The 19,805-nt window shown below is 71.7% G+C and carries 2 protein-coding genes (both only partly in view); both read left to right on the top strand.

What is annotated here, in order from left to right; all coding sequences use genetic code 11:
* Positions 1-10,434, top strand: the 3' portion of a protein-coding gene (locus tag ACIA5H_RS05155) for a non-ribosomal peptide synthase/polyketide synthase (protein WP_397074057.1). It extends 7,353 nt beyond the left edge of the window; only the last 10,434 of its 17,787 coding nucleotides appear in the window; the start codon falls outside the window, past its left edge; its stop codon occupies positions 10,432-10,434.
* Positions 10,434-19,805: the start of a non-ribosomal peptide synthase/polyketide synthase gene (locus tag ACIA5H_RS05150; RefSeq protein ID WP_397074055.1), read on the top strand. Its footprint extends 15,978 nt past the window's final position; only the first 9,372 of its 25,350 coding nucleotides appear in the window; it begins with the start codon at positions 10,434-10,436; the stop codon falls past the right edge of the window. The genes ACIA5H_RS05155 and ACIA5H_RS05150 overlap by 1 nt, the downstream gene beginning before the upstream one ends.

The raw sequence follows: 19,805 nt of genomic DNA, 5'->3' as shown, positions 1-19,805 counted from the left end.
GAGCTCGTCGGCATGTTCGTCAACACCGTCGTGCTGCGCGCCGACGTGCGGGCCGAGTTGGCGTTCACCGGCCTGGTCGCGGCGGTGCGCGAGCGCGACCTGGCCGCCTTCGCCCACGCCGACGCGCCGTTCGAGCGTTTGGTCGAGGTGCTCGCGCCGGAGCGGTCGGCGGCCAGGCATCCGCTGTTCCAGGTGATGCTGGACTTGCAGAACACCGCCCGCACCGAACTCGAGTTGCCCGGCCTGACCGTTTCCGGGCTCGATATCGACACGGCGACGGCGAAATTCGATCTGCACCTGTCGGTGACGGAGGCGGCGGACGGTTCCGGCCTCGCCGCGATCTTCGAATACGCGACCGATCTGTTCGATTCGGCTACCGTCGCGTCGTTCGCCCTGCGTTTGCGCCGGGTGCTCGACGCGGTGGCCGCCGACCCGAGGGTGCCCGTCGGCGCGATCGACCTGCTCAGCCCAGGGGAACGTGTCCGCATCCTGGGCACCTGGAATGCCACCGGGCACCCGGTGGATCCGGCCGCGACGCTCGTGTCGCTGTTCGAGGCGCAGGCGGCGCGGACGCCCGAGGCGCTCGCGGTGACCTTCGACGGTGCATCGCTCAGCTACGCCGAGTTCGCGAGCCGGGTGCACCGGCTGGCCAGGCTGCTGGTGTCCGTCGGCGTGCGGCCGGAGCAGCCGGTGGCGGTGGGCATGCGGCGGTCGGTCGATCTCGTGGTGGCCCTGTACGCGGTGCTCGCGGCCGGGGGAGTCTACGTTCCGATCGATCCGGAGCATCCGGCCGGGCGGATCGCCGACATGCTGCTAACGGTGCGGCCGGTGTGCGTGCTGAGCCGCTCCGCGGACGGGCTCGACCTGTCCGGCCGGGCCGCCGGGATGTGGGCGGTGCTGGACGTCGACCTGTTCGATACCTGGGACTATTCCGGCGAACCGCTGACCGACGAGGATCGTCTCGGGACGCTCGCGCCGTCGAATGCGGCGTATGTGATCTTCACGTCCGGTTCGACGGGTCGTCCGAAGGGTGTGGCGGTTTCGCATTCGGCGATCGTCAACCGCCTGGTGTGGATGCAGACGGCCTACCAGTTGACCGGCGCTGATGTGGTGTTGCAGAAGACTCCTGCGACCTTCGATGTGTCGGTGTGGGAATTCTTCTGGCCGTTGCAGATCGGCGCCCGTCTGGTGGTGGCGAAGCCGGACGGACATCGCGACCCGGCCTACCTCGCCGAGATCATCAGCGCCGAGAAGGTGACGGTCACGCATTTCGTGCCGTCGATGCTGGCGGTGTTCGTCGCGGACGCTGCTGCGGCGCAGTGTGATTCGCTGCGTTTGGTGTTCGCTTCGGGTGAGGCGTTGCCGCCCAAGCCCGCGCATCGGTTGCGTGAGTTGACCGGCGCTGCGTTGCACAACCTGTACGGCCCGACGGAGGCGGCGGTCGACGTCACTTTCCACGAGGTCGTGGATGCCGATATCGAGTCGGTGCCGATCGGTGCGCCGGTGTTCAACACGCAGGTGTTCGTGTTGGATGCGCGGTTGCGTCCGGTGCCGGTGGGTGTGGCGGGTGAGTTGTATCTGGCGGGTGTCCAGCTGGCGCGTGGCTATGTGGCGCGTCCGGATCTGACCTCCGATCGGTTCGTGGCGAATCCGTATGGGGAGCTGGGTGCGCGGATGTATCGCACGGGTGACTTGGTGGCGTGGACCGAACACGGTGAACTCGAATACTTGGGCCGTACGGACTTCCAGGTGAAGTTGCGTGGTCAGCGTATCGAGCTGGGTGAGATCGAGTCGGCGCTAACGGGTCTGGAGGAAGTCGCTCAGGCGGTCGTGGTTGTGCGCGAAGACGCCGGGACCGGCGAGCGGCTCGTCGCCTACCTGGTCTCCGCGTCCGGCGCGGACCTCGACCCCGGTGCGCTCGAAGCGACGCTCACCCGGCGTCTCCCGGCGTACATGATCCCGTCGGCATACGTCGTGCTGCCCGAATTCCCGGTCAACGCCTCCGGCAAGCTGGACCGCCGAGCGCTACCGACGCCCGCGATCGAGCCCGCGCGGTTCCGCGCGCCCGCGACGCCCGTGCAGAAACTCGTCGCCGCGGCGTTCGCCGAGCTGCTCGGCGTCGACCGGGTGGGCCTGGACGACGAATTCTTCGCCCTCGGCGGCAACTCGCTCACCGCTGCCAGGGTCGTGGCCCGGCTCGGCGCCGCGCTCGACACCCGGATTCCGGTGCGGGCGCTGTTCGACGCGCCGACGGTCGCCGCGTTGGCGGCTCGCGCCGAAACGCAGCGGGGCGACGGCGGTCGCGTCCCGCTGCGCCCCCGCCCGCGGCCGGAGCGCGTCCCGCTGTCCGCGGCCCAGCAGCGCGTCTGGTTCGTCAACCGCTTCCACGCCGACGAGCAGGCCGGGCCCGCCGTCGCGATCGACAACATCCCGGTCGCGCTGCGCCTCGCCGGTGAGCTCGACGTCGCGGCGATGACCACGGCGTTGGCCGACGTGGCGGCCCGGCACGAGATCCTGCGGACCGTCTACCCGGACGGCTCGGACGGGCCGGAACAACTGGTCCTGCCGCAGTCCGCGCCCGACCTCCCGGTCACGCGTGTGGCCGAAACCGTACTGGGGGAACAGCTTCGGGAGCTGGCGGCCGCGCCTTTCGATCTGACCACGGAAACACCGTTGCGGGCAGCGCTGTTCGCGATCGACGGTGCGCCACAAGCGGAATACGCGCTCGCCCTGGTGCTGCACCACATCGCCGCGGACGGTTTCTCGCTCGGTCCGCTGGCCGAGGATCTGATGACCGCCTACTCGGCCCGCCGGGCCGGGGCAGCGCCCGCGTGGGATCCGCTGCCGGTGCAGTACGCCGACTACACGCTCTGGCAGGCCGATCTCGCCGACGCCGATCGGCAACTCGACTACTGGCGCGGCGCCCTGGACGGCCTGCCGGAGCAACTCGAACTGCCCACCGACCGTCCCCGTCCGGCGATCTCCTCCCATCGCGGTGCGACGCACCGCCTGCGGATCGATTCCGACCTGCACAGCGAGCTGGGCGAGCTGGCGCGCAAACGCGAGACCACGCTGTTCAGCACGGTGCACGCGGCCTTGGCGGTACTGCTGGCCCGGCTGTCGGGCGGCGCGGACATCGCGATCGGCACCCCGGTCGCCGGACGCGGTGACGCGGCGCTGGACCGGCTCGTCGGCATGTTCGTGAACACGCTGGTGCTGCGCACCGCCGTCGACTCCAGAGCCAGGTTCGAGACCGTGCTGGACGCGGTGCGCGACCAGGACCTCGACGCGCTCTCGCACGCCGACGCGCCGTTCGAGCGGCTCGTCGAGATGCTCGCTCCGACCCGCGCGCGCAACCGTCATCCGCTGTTCCAAGTGGCGCTGACCTTCCAGAACTTCGCCTTGCCCGAGCTCGAGCTGCCCGATCTACGGGTGCGCGCGCAGGAGTTCGACGCGCCGGTGGCCGAGTTCGACCTCCAGTTCACCGTGCTCGAATCGAACGACCCGGACGGGCGCGCCGACGGCATGCAGGTCGAGATCCGCTATGCCACCGACCTTTTCGACGCGCCGTCGGTCGCCGTTCTCGGCAGGCGGTTCACCCAGGTGCTCGCCGCCATCGCCGCCGATCCCACGGTGGTCGTGGGCGACATCCAGTTGCTCAGCGCCGAGGAGCAGCATCGCGCTTTGTACGAGTGGCCGGTCGGCGGCCCCGACGTCGCGGACGCCACCGGCAGTGTGGCCGAGCGTTTCGCGCGGGCCGCCGCGCTGGACCCGGCCGCCGTCGCGGTGCGCGACGGGGCACGGTCGCTGGCCTATGCCGAACTCGACGACTGGTCCAACCGGTTGGCGCGGCGGCTGATCGCCGCGGGCGTCGGGCCGGAAACACTGGTGGCCGTCGCGCTGCCCCGCTCGGCGGAACTGGTGGTCGCCCTGCTCGCGGTGCTCAAAGCGGGCGGCGGATACCTGCCGATCGATCCGGCCTACCCGGACGACCGGATCGAATACGTCCTGGACGATGCCCGGCCGATCTGCGCGATCGCCGGGGCCGCCACCGAGTTGCCGCGCGGCTGGTTCGGCGGACCGGTGATCGACGTCGCCGCACCGAACCTCGTCGAGTTCGGCGGCGAGCCGGTCACCGATGTGGATCGGCGCGCCCCGCTGCGCTCCGGTCACGTTGCCTACGTCATCTATACCTCCGGTTCCACCGGCAGGCCCAAAGGCGTCGTGGTGCCGCATCGCAACGTGCTGCGGCTGCTGGACAACACGCGGCGGCGCTTCGGCTTCGGCCCGGCGGACGTGTGGACCCTGTTCCACTCCTACGCCTTCGACTTCTCGGTCTGGGAAATGTGGGGACCGCTGCTGTCCGGCGCGACGGTGGTGGTGGTCGACTACTACACCTCGCGCTCGCCGCGGCAGTTCCGTGAGCTGCTGATCGCCGAGCGGGTCACCGTGCTCAACCAGACCCCGTCGGCGTTCTATCAGCTCGTCGCCGCCGATCTGGCCGAGCCGGAACCCGCCGCGTTCGCGTTGCGCGTCGTCGTCTTCGGCGGCGAGGCGCTGGAGCCGCAGCGCCTCGGTGGTTGGTTCGCCCGCTACCCGGACGCGCCGCGCCTGGTGAACATGTACGGCATCACCGAGACCACGGTGCACGTGTCCTATCGGGAGATCGACGGGCACACCGGCTCGGCCGGCGTGATCGGCGCCGGGTTGCCCGGACTGACCGTCCGCCTGCTCGACGACCGGTTGCGGCCGGTCCCGGTCGGCGTGCCCGGCGAGATCTACGTCTCCGGCGGCCAATTGGCGCGCGGCTACTTGCACCGTCCCGCCCTGACCGCGGGCCGCTTCGTCGCGGACCCGTACGCGGGCGACGGAGCGCTCACCTACCGCTCCGGCGATCTGGCCCGCTGGAGCGCCGACGGCGAGCTGGAGTATCTCGGGCGCGCGGACCAGCAGGTGAACCTGCGCGGCTTCCGCGTCGAGCTCGGTGAGATCGAGGTCGCGCTGCTCGAGGCGTCCGAAGCGGTCCGGGAAGTGGCCGTGGTGGTGCGCACCGATCTGGTGGACGAACCGCGCATCGTCGCGTACGCGGTCGTCGCGGACGACTCCGTCGACACCGCCGCGCTGCGGCAGGCCCTGGTGTATCGCCTGCCCGAGCACATGGTGCCCGCCGCGATCGTCCCGCTGCCGCGCGTCCCGTTGACGGTCAACGGCAAGCTGGACCGCGCCGCGCTGCCCGCGCCACGGTTCGAATCGACCACCTACCGGGCGCCGTCCACGCCGAGCGAACGGGTCGTGGCGGAGGTATTCGCCGAAGTGCTGGGCGCGGAGCGCGCCGTCGGCGCCGACGACGACTTCTTCGCGCTCGGCGGCAGCTCCCTGCTGGCCGCGAAAGCGGTCAGCAGGATCGGCGCGGCGCTGGGCCGGACGGTCGGTGTGCGCGCACTGTTCGAAGCTCCCAGGGTCGCGGACCTCGCGGCGGCGGCGAGCGCGGTGGCCATGGGAGGCACCCTGCCCGCGCTGGTGGCGGCGCCGCGCCCGGAGCGGGTCCCGCTCTCGCCCGCGCAGCAGCGCATGTGGTTCCTCAATCGGTTCGACCAATCCTCCACCGCCTACAACATCCCGGTGGCCCTGCGGCTGTCCGGTCGGCTGGACGTGCCCGCGTTGCGCGCCGCGCTCGGTGACGTGGTCGCCCGGCACGAGGCGCTGCGCACTCGCTATCCGGAGATCGACGGCGAACCGGCGCAACTCGTCGAACCCGCCACCGCTCCGGCGCTGCGGCCGATCGATGTCCCGGAAGGCGAACTACCGCGGCGGGTCCGGGAACTGGCGGAGACGACCTTCGACGTCACCGCCGAGATTCCGGTGCGGATGCGATTGTTCCGCGTGCGCACGGGCGCGCGGCCGGAGTTCGTGCTCGCCGCTGTGCTGCACCACATCGCCGCCGACGGCTCGTCCGTCGCGCCGTTCGTGCGGGACCTGATGGTCGCCTACACCGCGCGCCGTGGTGGCGCCGCGCCGGACTTGGCACCGCTGACCGTGCAGTACGCCGATTACGCACTGTGGCAACGCGATTTGCTCGGCGCCGAGGACGACGCCGAATCGGTGGCGGCCCGCGAGATCCGTTTCTGGACCCGGACACTCGCCGGACTGCCGGATCAGCTGGCGCTGCCGACCGACCGCCCCCGCCCCGCGAGGCAGACCCTGCGCGGGGACAAGGTTCCGCTGACGATCGGCGCGCGGCTGCACGCGGATCTGGCCGCCCTCGGCCGACGGCATGGCGCGACGCTGTTCATGGTGGTGCACACCGCTTTCGCCGTGCTGCTCGCGCGGTGGTCGGGCGCAGGAGACATCGCGATCGGCACGCCGGTGGCCGGACGCGGCGCCGCCGAACTGGACGACGTCATCGGGATGTTCGTCAACACTCTCGTCCTGCGCGTCGGTGTCGACGGCGGCGAATCGTTCGCCGGACTGCTGGCCCGGGCGCGGGCCGCCGACCTGGCGGCGCTGGAACACGCGACGGTGCCGTTCGAACGTCTGGTGGAAGTGCTCAACCCGGTGCGCTCCACCGCACGCCACCCGCTGTTCCAGGTCGGCTACTCGTTCCAGAACCATGAGCGCGGACAGCTGCGGCTGCCCGAACTCGAGATTCGCGAGTTCGAGTTCGACAATGGCGTAGCGCAATTCGACCTGCACCTGTTCGCGGTGGACGCCTACGACGCCGACGGCGCGCCCGACGGCATCGAGCTGTCCCTCGGCTACGCCACCGACCTGTTCGAACGCGCGACCGCGTTCCGGTTCGCCGCCCAACTGCGCCGGGTGCTGGAAACGATCGCGGCGCGGCCGGAACTGCCGGTGGGCGACATCGACCTGCTCGGGACCGACCGATCGCAGGTGCTCGCCGAGTGGAACCGGACCCGGCGGCCGGTCCCGCGGGCCACGCTGGCGGATCTGATCGACGCGCAGACCGCGCGCAGCCCAGGTGCGGTCGCGCTGGTGGACGCGACGACCGGCGAAGAGCTGCGCTACGCCGAGTTCGACGGGCGGGTGAACCGGTTGGCGCGCATGCTCATCGCGTCCGGTGTCGGACCGGAGTCGACGGTCGTGCTGGCGATGCGCCGCTCGCTCGAACTGGTCGTCGCGATGTACGCCGTGGTGCGGGCGGGCGGCGCCTATGTGCCCATCGATCCGGACCATCCGGCCGAGCGGATCGCCCACATCGTGGCCACCGCGGCGCCGGTCGTGGTCCTGACCACCTCGCGCGACGGGTTCCCGTTCGAAAGCGACTGCGTTGTCATGGAAATCGATCGGCTCGACGTCGCCGGGCTCGCCGCGACGCCGATCACCGACGCGGACCGGATCGGTCCGCTGCGCCCCGAGCATCCGGCGTACGTCGTCTTCACCTCCGGCTCCACGGGCGTGCCCAAGGGCGTGACGGTTCCGCACGCCGCGATCGTCAACCAACTCGCCTGGCTGGCGGACAGATACGGCCTCGGCGCGAACGATCGGGTGCTGCTGAAGACGCCCGCGACCTTCGATCTGTCGGTGTGGGAGTTCTGGTCCGCGCTGGTCACCGGCGGGTCGCTGATCGTCACCGCGCCCGGCGCCGAACGTGACCCGGACCTGCTGCGCGCGCTGCTGCGCCGCCACGGCGTCACCGTGCTGCACGCGGTGCCCGCCCTGATCGGCATGCTGCTGGCGGCCGAGCCGGGTGGCGCGCTGCCGGAAACGCTGCGCCACGTGCTGGCCATCGGCGAGGCGCTGCCGTCGGCCACGGCCGTGGACTTCCTGTGCCGCGATAGCGGCACGACCACGTTGGACAACCTGTACGGCCCCACGGAGACGGCGGTGTCGATCACCGCGTTCGCGGTCGACACTCAGCCGGAGCACACCGTCCCGATCGGGTCGCCCGCCTGGAACAGCCGGGTCTACGTGCTGGACGGGCGGTTGCGGCCCGCGCCGATCGGAGTGCCCGGCGAGCTGTACCTCGCGGGAGCGCAGCTGGCGCGCGGCTATCAGCGCCGTCCGGCGCTGACCGCCGACCGCTTCGTGGCCGATCCGTTCGCGGTGGAACTCGGTGCGGCGGCCGGCGAGCGGATGTACCGCACCGGCGACATCGTGCGCTGGCGTCCCGACGGCACCCTGGAATACCTCGAGCGCGCGGACTTCCAGGTGCAGATCGGCGGCTTCCGCATCGAGCTCGGCGAGGTGGAGGCCGCGCTGCTGCGGCAACCCGGGGTGGCCGCGGCCGTGGCGGTGGCGAAGGCCGACGACCGCGCGGGAACACGGCTCATCGCGTATGCCGCAGTGCCGGAGGCGGATCCGGTCGCGTACGCCGACCTGGCCGTGTCGCTGCGCGCCGTTGTGGCCGCGCGACTGCCCGGATACATGACGCCTGCCGCCGTCGTCGTGCTGGCGGCGCTGCCGCTCACGGCCAACGGCAAGATCGATCGTTCGGCGCTGCCCGAGCCGCTGTTCGCCGAGGCGGCCTTCCGCGCGCCGTCCGGTGCGTTGGAGCGCCTGGTCGCGGACGCGTTCGCAGAGGTCGTCGGCGTGGACGCGGTGAGCGTCGATGACGACTTCTTCGCCAGGGGCGGCAACTCCCTGATGGCCACCCGGCTCGCGGCCCGGCTCGGCGCGGCACTCGGCGGCCATGTCGCGGTGGCCGCGGTGTTCGAAGCCCCGACGCCCGCCGCACTCGCAGAACGCATCGCGGCCACCGAGCGCGGCGTGGCCCGGCCCGCTTTGGTCCGTCACGCCGATACCGGGCCGGTGCCGCTCGCGCCCGCGCAGCAGCGCATCTGGGTGCTCGACCGGCTCGCACCGGACTCGTCGGCCTATCACATTCCCACGGCGCTGCGGCTGCGCGGCCGGCTGGATGTGGCGGCGCTGGCGGCGGCGCTCGGCGATGTGCTCGACCGGCACGAGACGCTGCGCACCAGGTACCCGGACACCGAGGACGGACCGGTCCAGGAGGTCGTGCTCGCGTCACCGGTCGACCTGACACCGATTCCAGTGGGCCGAGCGGAAATGGACAGGCGGATCGCGGAATTCGTGTCCCCCGCCTTCGATCTCGCTTCCGCGCCGCCGGTGCGCGCCGCCCTGTTCACCCCCGCCGCCGACGAACACGTCTTGGTGGTCGTGCTGCACCACATCGGTGCGGATGGATACTCGATCGCGCCGTTGACCGCCGATCTGGTGCGCGCCTACCTGGCCAGATCCACCGGACACGCGCCGGACTCGGCCCCGCCCGCGATCCGTTACCGCGACTACAGCGCCTGGCAGCACGAGCTGCTCGGCGACGGCGCGGCCCCCGACAGTCTGCTGGCGCGCCAACTCGCCTTCTGGCGCGCCGAATTGGCCGGTGCGCCGGAACTGCTCGCCCTGCCCACCGATCGACCGCGACCGGCCAGGCGAAGCATGCAGGGGGCAAGCGTTACCCGGGAGATCGACGCCGAGCGCACCGTCCGCCTGGAGCGACTGGCCCGCGAACACGGCGGCACACTGTTCACCCTGGTGCACAGCGCGCTCGCGGTGCTGCTGGCGAAACTGTCCGGCGCGGGGGACGTCACGGTCGGCGTGCCGGTCGCCGGACGCGGTGTCCGCGAGCTGGACGAGCTGGTCGGCATGTTCGTCAACACCGTGGCGTTGCGCACCGAGGTCGATCCCCGTGCGAGTTTCGGCGAGCTGCTGCGCCAGGTCACCCGGCGGGATCTGGCGGCGTTCTCGCACGCCGACGTCCCGTTCGATCAGGTGGTCGAGGCGCTGGGCGTCACCCGTTCCGGCTCGTACGCACCGCTGTGCCAAGTACTGCTCACCTTCCAGAACTTGCCGCGGGCGGAGGTGGAACTGCCCGGCCTCGCGGTCGAGGCGATCGACCTGACGTCGGCGGAGGCGAAGTTCGACCTCCAGGTGACCGTGCTGGAGCAGTTCGCCGCCGACGGTGCGCGCGCCGGTATGGAGCTGCGCGTCGGCTACGCGACCGACCTCTTCGACGAACCGACGGCGCACGCGTTCGGTGACCGCTTGCTGCGGGTGCTGGAGGCGGTGGCCGCGGATCCGGCGGTAGCCCTTCGCGCGATCGACATCCGTTCCGCGGCCGAACGGCTGCCCCGGCCCACCGCGTCGGTGGCGGACCTGCCCGCGCTGATCGCCCGGGCGGCCCGGGCCGTCCCCGCCGCCACCGCGTTCGAGCACGGCGATCGGCTGGTCTCCTTCGGCGAGCTCGACGCGAAGCTCGCGTCCGTCGCGAAGGCGATGGGCCCGGCGGCCAAACCCGAAGCCCTGATCCATGTCTCGCTCGCCGGGTTGGTTCCCGGCCTGCTCGCCGCACTCGGCGGCAGCGGTCTGGCGGCCTTGCTGCGGACCCTGCCCGCCACCGCCGAGGCGCTGCTCGCCGACTCGGCGGCGGCCCTCGATTCGGAAGGAAACCGCTGATGACCCACGCAGACGCCGTGCGCCGCGGCTACGGCATCGACGACCTGCCCGGTCTCATCGCGACTGTTGCCGGGCTGGACCCGCAGCGCGTGGCGTTGCGGCACGAAGAGCTCACCGTCACCTACGCGGCGCTGGCCGACGAACTCGCGGCCCTGTCCGAAGCCATGGGCGCGGGGGTGGGCGCGGAGGCGCTGGTTCCGGTGGTGGTCTCCGGTCGACTGCCCGCGCTGCTGGAATCCGGTGACGGCGCGCTCGGCGCGGTGCTGGACGCACTGCTCGTCGACGCGCTCGCGGCCGCGCCCGACCTTCCGGCGACCACCACCGCGCCGGTCGAGACATTGGTGAGCCTGTTCGAGGAGCAGGTGTGGCGGACTCCGGACGCGATCGCCGTCGAATACGCGGGAATCACCCTCACCTACGCCGAATTCGACGGCCGGGTCAACGCGCTGGCCCACCACTTGGTCGAATTCGGCGTGCGGCGGAACTCGCTGGTGGGCTTGGCCGTGCGGCGCTCGATCGACCTGCTGGTCGGCATATACGCGATCCTGCGGGCGGGCGGCGCGTACCTGCCGATCGACCCGGACCATCCGGCCGACCGCATCGGCTACGTGCTCGAGGTCGCCGAGCCGGTGCTCGTGCTGACGACCACGCGTGACGAGCCCGACTTCGGCGGTGCGGTCGCGACGCTGCGGATCGACGAATTCGCTGGCTCGCCCACGCCGGAAGCGCCCGCGGTCGCCCGGTCGGCCGACGACCTCGCCTACGTGATCTTCACGTCCGGCTCGACCGGCAGGCCGAAGGGCGTCGCCGTGTCGCACCGCGCGATCGTGGCGAATCTGCGGTGGCGGCAACGGATGTACCGGCTGCGCGCCGACGACGTGGTGTTGCAGAAGACGCCGTTCACCTTCGACGTGTCGGTGTGGGAGTTCTTCTGGCCGTTGCAGGTCGGCGCCCGGCTGGTCGTCGCGGCGCCGGACGGTCATCGGGACCCGGCGTACTTGGCGCGTGTGATCACCGAAAACGGCGTCACGGTGGCGCATTTCGTGCCGTCCATGCTCGCGGTCTTCGTCGCCGAGTCGGTCGCGGTGGACTCGCTGCGGCTGGTCTTCGCCTCGGGTGAGGCGCTTGCGGCCGCCACCGCCGCGGCCTTCCGCGACGTCTGCGGGGCGACGCTGCACAACCTGTACGGGCCCACCGAGGCGGCGGTCGACGTGACCGCGCACGAGGTGACCGGCGCGGACGTGGCGGGCGTGCCGATCGGCGTCGCCGCCGACGACACCGAGTTGCTGGTGCTCGACGACAGCCTGCGTCCGGTGGCGCGCGGCGTCGTCGGCGAGCTGTACCTGGCAGGCGTGCAATTGGCCCGCGGTTATGTCGCCCGGCCAGGGCTGACCGCCGAGCGATTCGTGGCGAACCCCGAGGGACCGGCCGGGGAGCGGATGTACCGCACCGGCGACCTGGTGCGCTGGGCGCCCGGGGTGGAGGGCGGGCCGGAGGAGCTGGAGTATCTGGGCCGCACGGACTTCCAGGTGAAGTTGCGGGGCCTGCGGATCGAACTCGGCGAAATCGAGGCGGCGCTGCTGCGCCACCCGCGCGTCACCCAGGCCGCGGTGGTGCTGCACCGGCACGCGAGCGGCGATCATCTGGTCGGCTACGTGGTCGGCGACGCTGTCGAGACCGCCGAGGTACTGGACTCCGTCCGCCGCGAGCTGCCCGAGTACATGGTGCCGACGCTGCTCGTCGCGCTGGCGGCGATGCCGTTGAACGCCAACGGCAAGCTGGACCGCAGAGCGCTTCCTGAGCCGAAATTCGATTCCGGGACAACGGCTTATCGGGCGCCGGAGACCGAGGCGGAGACGGCGGTCGCCGCGATTTTCGCCGAACTGCTGGACGTGCCGCGCGTGGGCGCGGACGACGACTTCTTCGCGCTGGGCGGCAATTCGCTGCTCGCCACCCGAGCCATCGCCCGGATCGGCGCGGCCATCGGCGCGACCGTGGACGTGCGCGATTTCTTCGATCGTCCCACCGTGGCCGCGGTGGTCGCGTCGGCGCATCCGGCCGCGGCGCGTCCGCCGCTGGTGGCCGGTCCGCGCCCGGAGCATGTTCCGCTCTCGCCCGCGCAGCGGCGCATGTGGTTCCTCAACCGGTTCGGCGCCGACGCCGATCAGGCCCGCGAGCTGGGCGCCGCCGCCGTGGACAACATCCCGGTGGCGCTGCGCCTGCGCGGCCCGCTGGACGTCGCCGCGCTGTCGGCGGCGATCACCGATCTGGTGGCCAGGCACGAAGTGCTGCGCACCGTGTATCCGCAGACCGCCGACGGGCCTGCGCAATCGGTGCGACGCGTACACGCGGTGTTCGACCTCACGCCCGCCGAAGTGCCGCGGGAGCGGTTGGCCGCGGCGATCCGCCGGGCGGCGAGCCAGGGCTTCGACGTGGCGGAGGAGATCCCGGTGCGGGTGCGCCTGCTGCGCTGCGAACCCGAGGACCACACGCTCGTGCTCGTCGTCCACCACATCGCGGCCGACGGCGTCTCGCTCGTGCCCCTGATGCGCGACCTGGCCACGGCCTATGCCGCGCGGCGCGACGGCCGCGGGCCGGAGTGGACTCCGCTGGCCGTGCAGTACGCGGACTACGCGCTGTGGCAGCAACGGGTCCTCGGTGCGGAGACCGACGCGGATTCCGTGGCGGCGCGCCAGCTCGCCTTCTGGCGCGCCGAGTTGGCCGAGCTGCCCGCGCAATTGGATCTGCCCGCCGATCGGCCGCGTCCGGCCGCGCCCTCGTACCAGGGCGCCACCTACGAGTTCGCCGTCGACGCCGCGCTGCGCTCCGCCGTCGAGGCGATCGCCGCGCGCGTTCGCGCGACGCCGTTCATGGTGCTGCACGCGGCGCTGGCCGCCCTGCTGGCCCGGTTGTCCGGCACCCAGGACATCGCTATCGGCACACCGGTCGCGGGCCGGGGCGAGGCCGTACTCGACGACCTGGTCGGCATGTTCGTCAACACCCTCGTGCTGCGCACCGAAGTGGACGCCGCGCGCGGTTTCGCCGACTTGGTGGCGCACGCCGCCGACCGCGACCTGCGCGCCTTCGCGCACGCCGACCTCCCGTTCGAGCAGTTGGTGGAGGCGCTGAACCCGCCGCGTTCGGCCGCCCGGCATCCGCTGTTCCAGGTCGCGCTGTTCATGCAGAACATCGGGCCGATCGCGCTGACCATGCCCGGTCTCGACACCGAGCAGGTCGACTTCGACTCCGGTTTCGCGAAGTTCGACCTCCAGCTCACGGTATCCGAAGCCGCCGACAGCTACCGCGCCGAATTCACCTACGCCACCGACCTGTTCGACGCCGCGACGGTGGGGGAGTTCGCCGCCAAGTTCGTCCGGCTGTTGCGTGCGGCGGTGGACGACCCGGACGCACCGGTCGGGGATCTCCCGCTGCTCGACGCGGGCGAGCTGGACTATGTCACCGCGAGCTGGAACGCCAGCGGGCACCGAGTGCCCGATCGGTTCCTGCACGAGGGTTTCGACGCGCAGGTGCGCCGTACCCCGGATGCCGTCGCGGTGGTCACCGACGGTGAGCGGCTGACCTACGCCGAGCTGTCCGACCGCGCCGACCGGCTGGCCAGGATGCTGATCGGGCTCGGCGTCGGCCCGGAAGCGCTGGTCGTGCTGGCCCTGCCGCGCTCGGTGGAATTGGTCGTCGCCATGTACGCGGTGGCGCGGGCGGGCGGCGCGTACGTCCCGGTGGACCCAGGACATCCCGCCGAACGCATCGGCCACATCCTCGACACCGCGCGACCGCATGCCGTCCTGACCACGAGCGATAGCGGTTTCGACGCCGCCGCGCAGGTTTCCGTTCCGGTGTATCACCTGGATGAACTGGATCTCTCCGCCTACCCCTCCGGCAAGATCGGCGACCGCGAACGCCACGGCGCGCTGCACCCGCAGCATCCCGCCTACGTGATCTTCACTTCCGGGTCCACCGGAAAGCCGAAGGGCGTGGCGGTCAGTCATCAGGCCATCGCCAACCAGCTGGCCTGGATGCACGCGGAGTACCGTCCGCGCACCGGCGATGTCTACCTGCAGAAGACCGCGAGCACCTTCGACGTCTCGCTATGGGGCTACTTCCTACCGCTACGAGCGGGCGCGACCATGCTGCTGGCCGCACCGGACGGAGATCGCGATCCGCGCTATCTCGCCGAGACCGTCGCACGCCACGGCGTCACGCTCACCGACTTCGTGCCATCGATGCTCGCGGTGTTCGCCGCGCACGCCGCGCCGGGCGAACTCGACTCGCTACGCGACGTATTCGTCATCGGCGAGGCGCTGCCGCCGGAGACCGTCGCCGCCTTCCGGCAGGTGTGCGACGCGGGCCTGCACAACCTCTACGGCCCCACCGAGGCGGCGGTGTCCATCACCAACCGCGAGGTCACCGAGGTGGACTCGCCGCAAGTGCCGATCGGCGAGCCGGAGTGGAACTCGCAGGTCTACGTGTTGGACGGACGGTTGCGGCCCGCGCCGATCGGCGTGCAGGGCGAGCTGTACCTGGCGGGAGCGCAGCTGGCGCGCGGCTACCACGGCCGCGTCGACCTCACCGCCGATCGTTTCGTCGCCAATCCCTTCGGCGCGCCGGGCGCCCGCATGTACCGCACCGGCGACCTGGTGCGCTGGAGCCGCGACGGCGAGCTGATCTATCTGGGCCGCAGCGACTTCCAGGTGAAGTTCCGCGGCCGGCGCGTCGAACTCGCCGAAATCGAGACAGCGCTGCTGGCGGCGGCCGGGGTCGGCCAGGCCGCGGCGCGGCTGGTCACCGGACCGGCGGGGGAGTTCCTGGCGGGCTACGTGATCGCAGCGCCCGGCGCGACGCTCGATCTCGACGCGGTGAAATCGTCTGTCGCTCAGCGTCTTCCCAGCTATCTGGTGCCGACCGCAGTGGTCGAACTGAACGAATTCCCCCGCAACACCAGCGGCAAGCTCGATCGCGCCGCCCTGCCGATCCCGGTGCTCGCGGCCGAGCGCTTCCGTCCGCCGGTGAGCGCCGCGCAACGTCTGGTCGCCGCGGTGTTCGCGGAAGTGCTGCGGGTCGAGCGGGCCGGGCTGGACGACGACTTCTTCGCTCTCGGCGGCAGCTCGCTGGACGCCACCCAGGTCAGCGCCCGCACGGGTGAGGCGATGGGAGTTCGCGTTCCGGTGCGCGCGCTGTTCGACGCGCCCACGGTGGAGGGTTTCGCCGCCGCCGTCGAGCGGCTCGGCGCCGCCGGGGCGCCGCGACTCCCGCTGGCCCGCCGTCCACGGCCCGAGCGGGTGCCGCTCTCGCCCGCGCAGCAGCGCCTGTGGTTCCTCAACCGCGTCGAGAGCCAGGACGGCGCCGACAGCGTCTACAACTTGCCGATCGTGCTGCGGCTGACCGGCCGCCTCGACGTGACGGCGCTGGAGCGCGCCGTACTCGACGTGCTCGCCCGGCACGAGACGCTGCGCACCACCTTCCCCGAAACCGACGACGGCCCCTGCCAATCCGTTCGCGACGCCGCCGACATCGGCCTGAGCCTGCATCCGGTGCCGATCGACCGCTCCGCACTGGAGGATGCCGTGGCAGGCATCGTCGGCGCCGGGTTCGACGTGACCGCCGAGTTGCCGTGCCGGGTCGCGCTGCTCGCGGTGGAGCGGGTCAACGAGGCGCGCGGCGTCACCGGCGACGAATACGTGCTGGTGTTCGTCGTGCACCACATCGCCGCCGACGCCTTGTCGATGGTCCCGCTGGTCACCGACCTGGTCGGGGCCTACCTCGCGCGCCTGACCGGGCGGCGGCCGGACTGGGAGCCGCTGGCGGTGCAGTACGCCGACTACAGCCTCTGGCATCGGGACCTGCTCGGCGCCGAGGACGTCCCCGGTGATCTCGCCTACCAGCAGCTGCGCTTCTGGCGCGACGTGTTGACCGGCGCGCCGGCGCAATTGCCCCTCCCGGTCGATCATCCACGGCCCGCGATCCCCTCGCACGAGGGAGCCGGCGTCGATTTCGTGATCGAGCCCGAGGTCGTCGCGGGCTTGCGCGCGCTGGCCCGGCGCGGCGGCGCGACGTTGTTCATGACGCTGCACGCGGCCTTCGCCGCCACCCTGGCCCGGTTGAGCGGCAGCGCCGACATCGTGATCGGCTCGCCCGTCGGCGGACGCGGGGAGCGGGCGCTGGACGCACTCGTCGGCATGTTCGTCAACACCCTGGCGTTGCGCACCCGAGTAGCCGCCGACGCCTCGTTCGCCGCGCTGCTGAGCGAGGTGCGCGAGGCCGATCTGGCCGCGTTCGCCAACGCCGACCTGCCATTCGAGCGCCTGGTGGACGTCATGGCGGTGGATCGCTCCGCGGGCGCGCATCCGCTGTTCCAGGTGATGTTCAGCTTCGAGACCGCGACGCCCGCATTCGGCGGGAAAGCCATGGAGGTGCCGTGGCTGTCGGTGCACCCGGTCGAGATCCCCGACAACGGAGCGAAATTCGACCTGCACTTGGTGGTGGCGGAGCGCGCGGATTCGGCGGGACTGTCGGGCACCCTGCGCTACGCGACCGATTTGTTCGACGCCGCGACCGTCGAATCGTTCGCCGACCGCTTCCAGCGGATGCTCGCCGCCGTCGCGGTCGACGCCGGTGCGCGAATCGGTGACATCGAACTGCTTTCGGACGCCGAACGCACACGGGTGTTGCGGGTGTGGAATGCCACCGACCGCCCGTTCCCCGAATCCGACACGCTCGCCTCGCTGTTCGCCGCGCAAGTCGAACGCACACCGGACGCGCCCGCGGTCACCTTCGAGGAGACGACGCGGGCCCACCCGTCGCCGGACCACAGCTCCTCAGCGGCTGGCTCCGCGGCGCTGGCCCACCCGTCACCCGACCACCACCCCCCAACGAGTCGCTCCGCGACGCGGGCCCACCCGTCACTCGGCCACCACCCCCCAACGAGTCGCTCCGCGACGCTGACGTATTCGGAATTCGCCGGGCGGGTCAACCGGCTGGCGCGGTGGCTCGTCACCCAGGGCGTCGGCCCGGAAACGCTGGTTGCGCTCGGTATGCGCCGATCCGTCGACCTGGTGGTGGGCATGTACGCGGTCACCGTCGCGGGCGGCGGATACGTGCCACTCGATCCCGACCACCCCGCCGAACGCACCGCTCACATCCTGGCCACCGCCGCGCCGGTGTGCGTACTGACCGCCGGCGCGGACCTGAGCTGCGGCGTGCCCGAGACGCGGATCGACCGGCTGGACCTGTCCGGTTACCCGGACACCCCGCTCACCGACGCCGACCGGCGCGCTCCGCTGCGCCCGGCGAACACCGCCTACGTGCTGTTCACCTCGGGCTCCACGGGCGAGCCGAAGGGTGTCGCGATGAGCCACCGCGGCATCGTGAACCGGTTGTGCTGGATGCAGTCCGCGTATGCCGCGCTCGGGCCGGGTGATGTGCTGTTGCAGAAGACGCCCGCCACCTTCGACGTCTCGGTGCCGGAGTTCTTCTGGCCGTTGCAGGTCGGCGCGCGCATGGTGCTGGCGCGGCCGGACGGGCATCGCGATCCGGCGTATCTGGCCCGCCTCATCCGCGCCGAGGGCGTCACCGCGGCGCACTTCGTGCCGTCCATGCTGGCCGTCTTCGTCGCGGGCGAGTTCGACGTGCCGTCGCTGCGTGAGGTGTTCTGCTCCGGCGAGGCGCTACCTGTCGGCGTGGCCCAGCGGATGCGCGAACTCACCGGCGCGCGGGTGCACAACGGCTACGGCCCCACGGAGGCCGCGGTGGAGGTGACCTTCCACGAGGTGCGCGACACCGACTTCGAGACCGTGCCGATGGGCGAACCGATCTGGAACACCAGAACGTATGTGCTCGACGCGCGACTGCGCCCGGTGCCTGTGGGTGTGCCGGGGGAGTTGTATCTCGCGGGCGTGCAGCTGGCGCGCGGCTATCTGGACCGCCCCGGCCGCACGTGCGACCGGTTCGTCGCCGACCCGTTCGGCCCGCCCGGTGAACGGATGTACCGCACCGGCGACTTGGTGCGGTGGAACGCTTCAGGAGAGCTGGAGTTCCTCGGCCGCACCGACTTCCAGGTCAAGATCCGCGGCTTGCGCGTCGAACTCGGCGAGATCGAGTCGGTGCTGCTCGCGACGCCCGGCGTGACGCAGGCCGCCGCGCTGGTCCGGGACGATCGCGGCGTGGGCGAGCGCCTGGTCGCCTACCTGGTGACGGACGGACCGGTCGAGATCGCGGCGGTGCGTGACGCGGTGGCCCAACGGCTTCCGGGCTACATGGTGCCGGAGGCGTTCGTGGTGCTGGACCGGTTCCCGGTGAACGCGTCCGGGAAGCTGGACCGTTCGGCGCTGCCCGCGCCCGTGATCGCCGGCGTGGTGTTCGAGGCGCCGAGCGGTGCGGCGGAAGAACTCGTCGCCGAGACATTCTCGGCTCTGCTCGGGGTGGACGAGGTCGGCGCCGAGGACGATTTCTTCGCCCTCGGCGGCAATTCGCTCAGCGCCACCCAGCTCGCCGCGCGGCTGGGCAAAGCCACCGGCGGGGAAGTGGCGGTGCGCACGATCTTCGACGCGCCTACGGTGCGGGCGCTGGCGCGGCGGATCACGGTCGACGCTCCGGCCGAGACCGGGCCCGTCGCGCTGCCGCCGCTCACGCCGCAGGAGCGCGGCGGGTCGATCCCGCTGTCGATCGCCCAGCAGCGCATGTGGTTCCTGAACCGGTTCGACACCACCAGCGGCGCGTACAACATCCCGTTCGCGCTGCGCCTCACCGGAGCGCTGAACGTGCCCGCCCTGGAGGCGGCGATCGCCGACGTGATCGCCCGGCACGAAACCTTGCGCACGATCTACCCCGAGCAGGACGGCGGTGCGACGCAGCTGGTACTGCCCGCGGGGACGAGGCTGGTCGAGCTGGTCGCACGGCCGGTTCCCGCGCCGCAGGTGCCCGAACTCGTCGCCGCCGCCGCGCGAGCCGGGTTCGACGTGACCGCCGAGGTTCCGCTGCGCGTGCGCCTGCTGCGCGTGGAGGACGACGCCGCAGCAGGCAGCCACCAGGTGCACGTCCTGCTGTTCGTCGTGCATCACATCGCCGCGGACGGTTGGTCGTTCGCGCCGCTCACCCGGGATTTGGCCAACGCTTACGTCGCGCGGTGCGCGGACACGGCTCCCGCGCCGGGAGCGTTGCCGGTGCAGTACGCCGACTTCGCGATCTGGCAGCGCACCGCGCTGGGTTCCGCCGACGACCCGGCCTCGGTGCTGGCACGCCAGCTGTCCTACTGGACCGACCGGCTGGCAGGGCTGCCGGAGGTGCTGACACTCCCGTCCGACCGGCCCCGCCCCGCGGTCGCCACCAACCGGGGCGGTGCGCTGACCGGACGGCTG

The organism is Nocardia sp. NPDC051900, from assembly GCF_044452545.1.
GTDB classification, from domain to species: Bacteria; Actinomycetota; Actinomycetes; order Mycobacteriales; family Mycobacteriaceae; genus Nocardia; species Nocardia sichangensis.
Note: the sequence above shows the minus strand (reverse complement) of the source record. Positions and strands in the feature narration are given on the sequence as shown.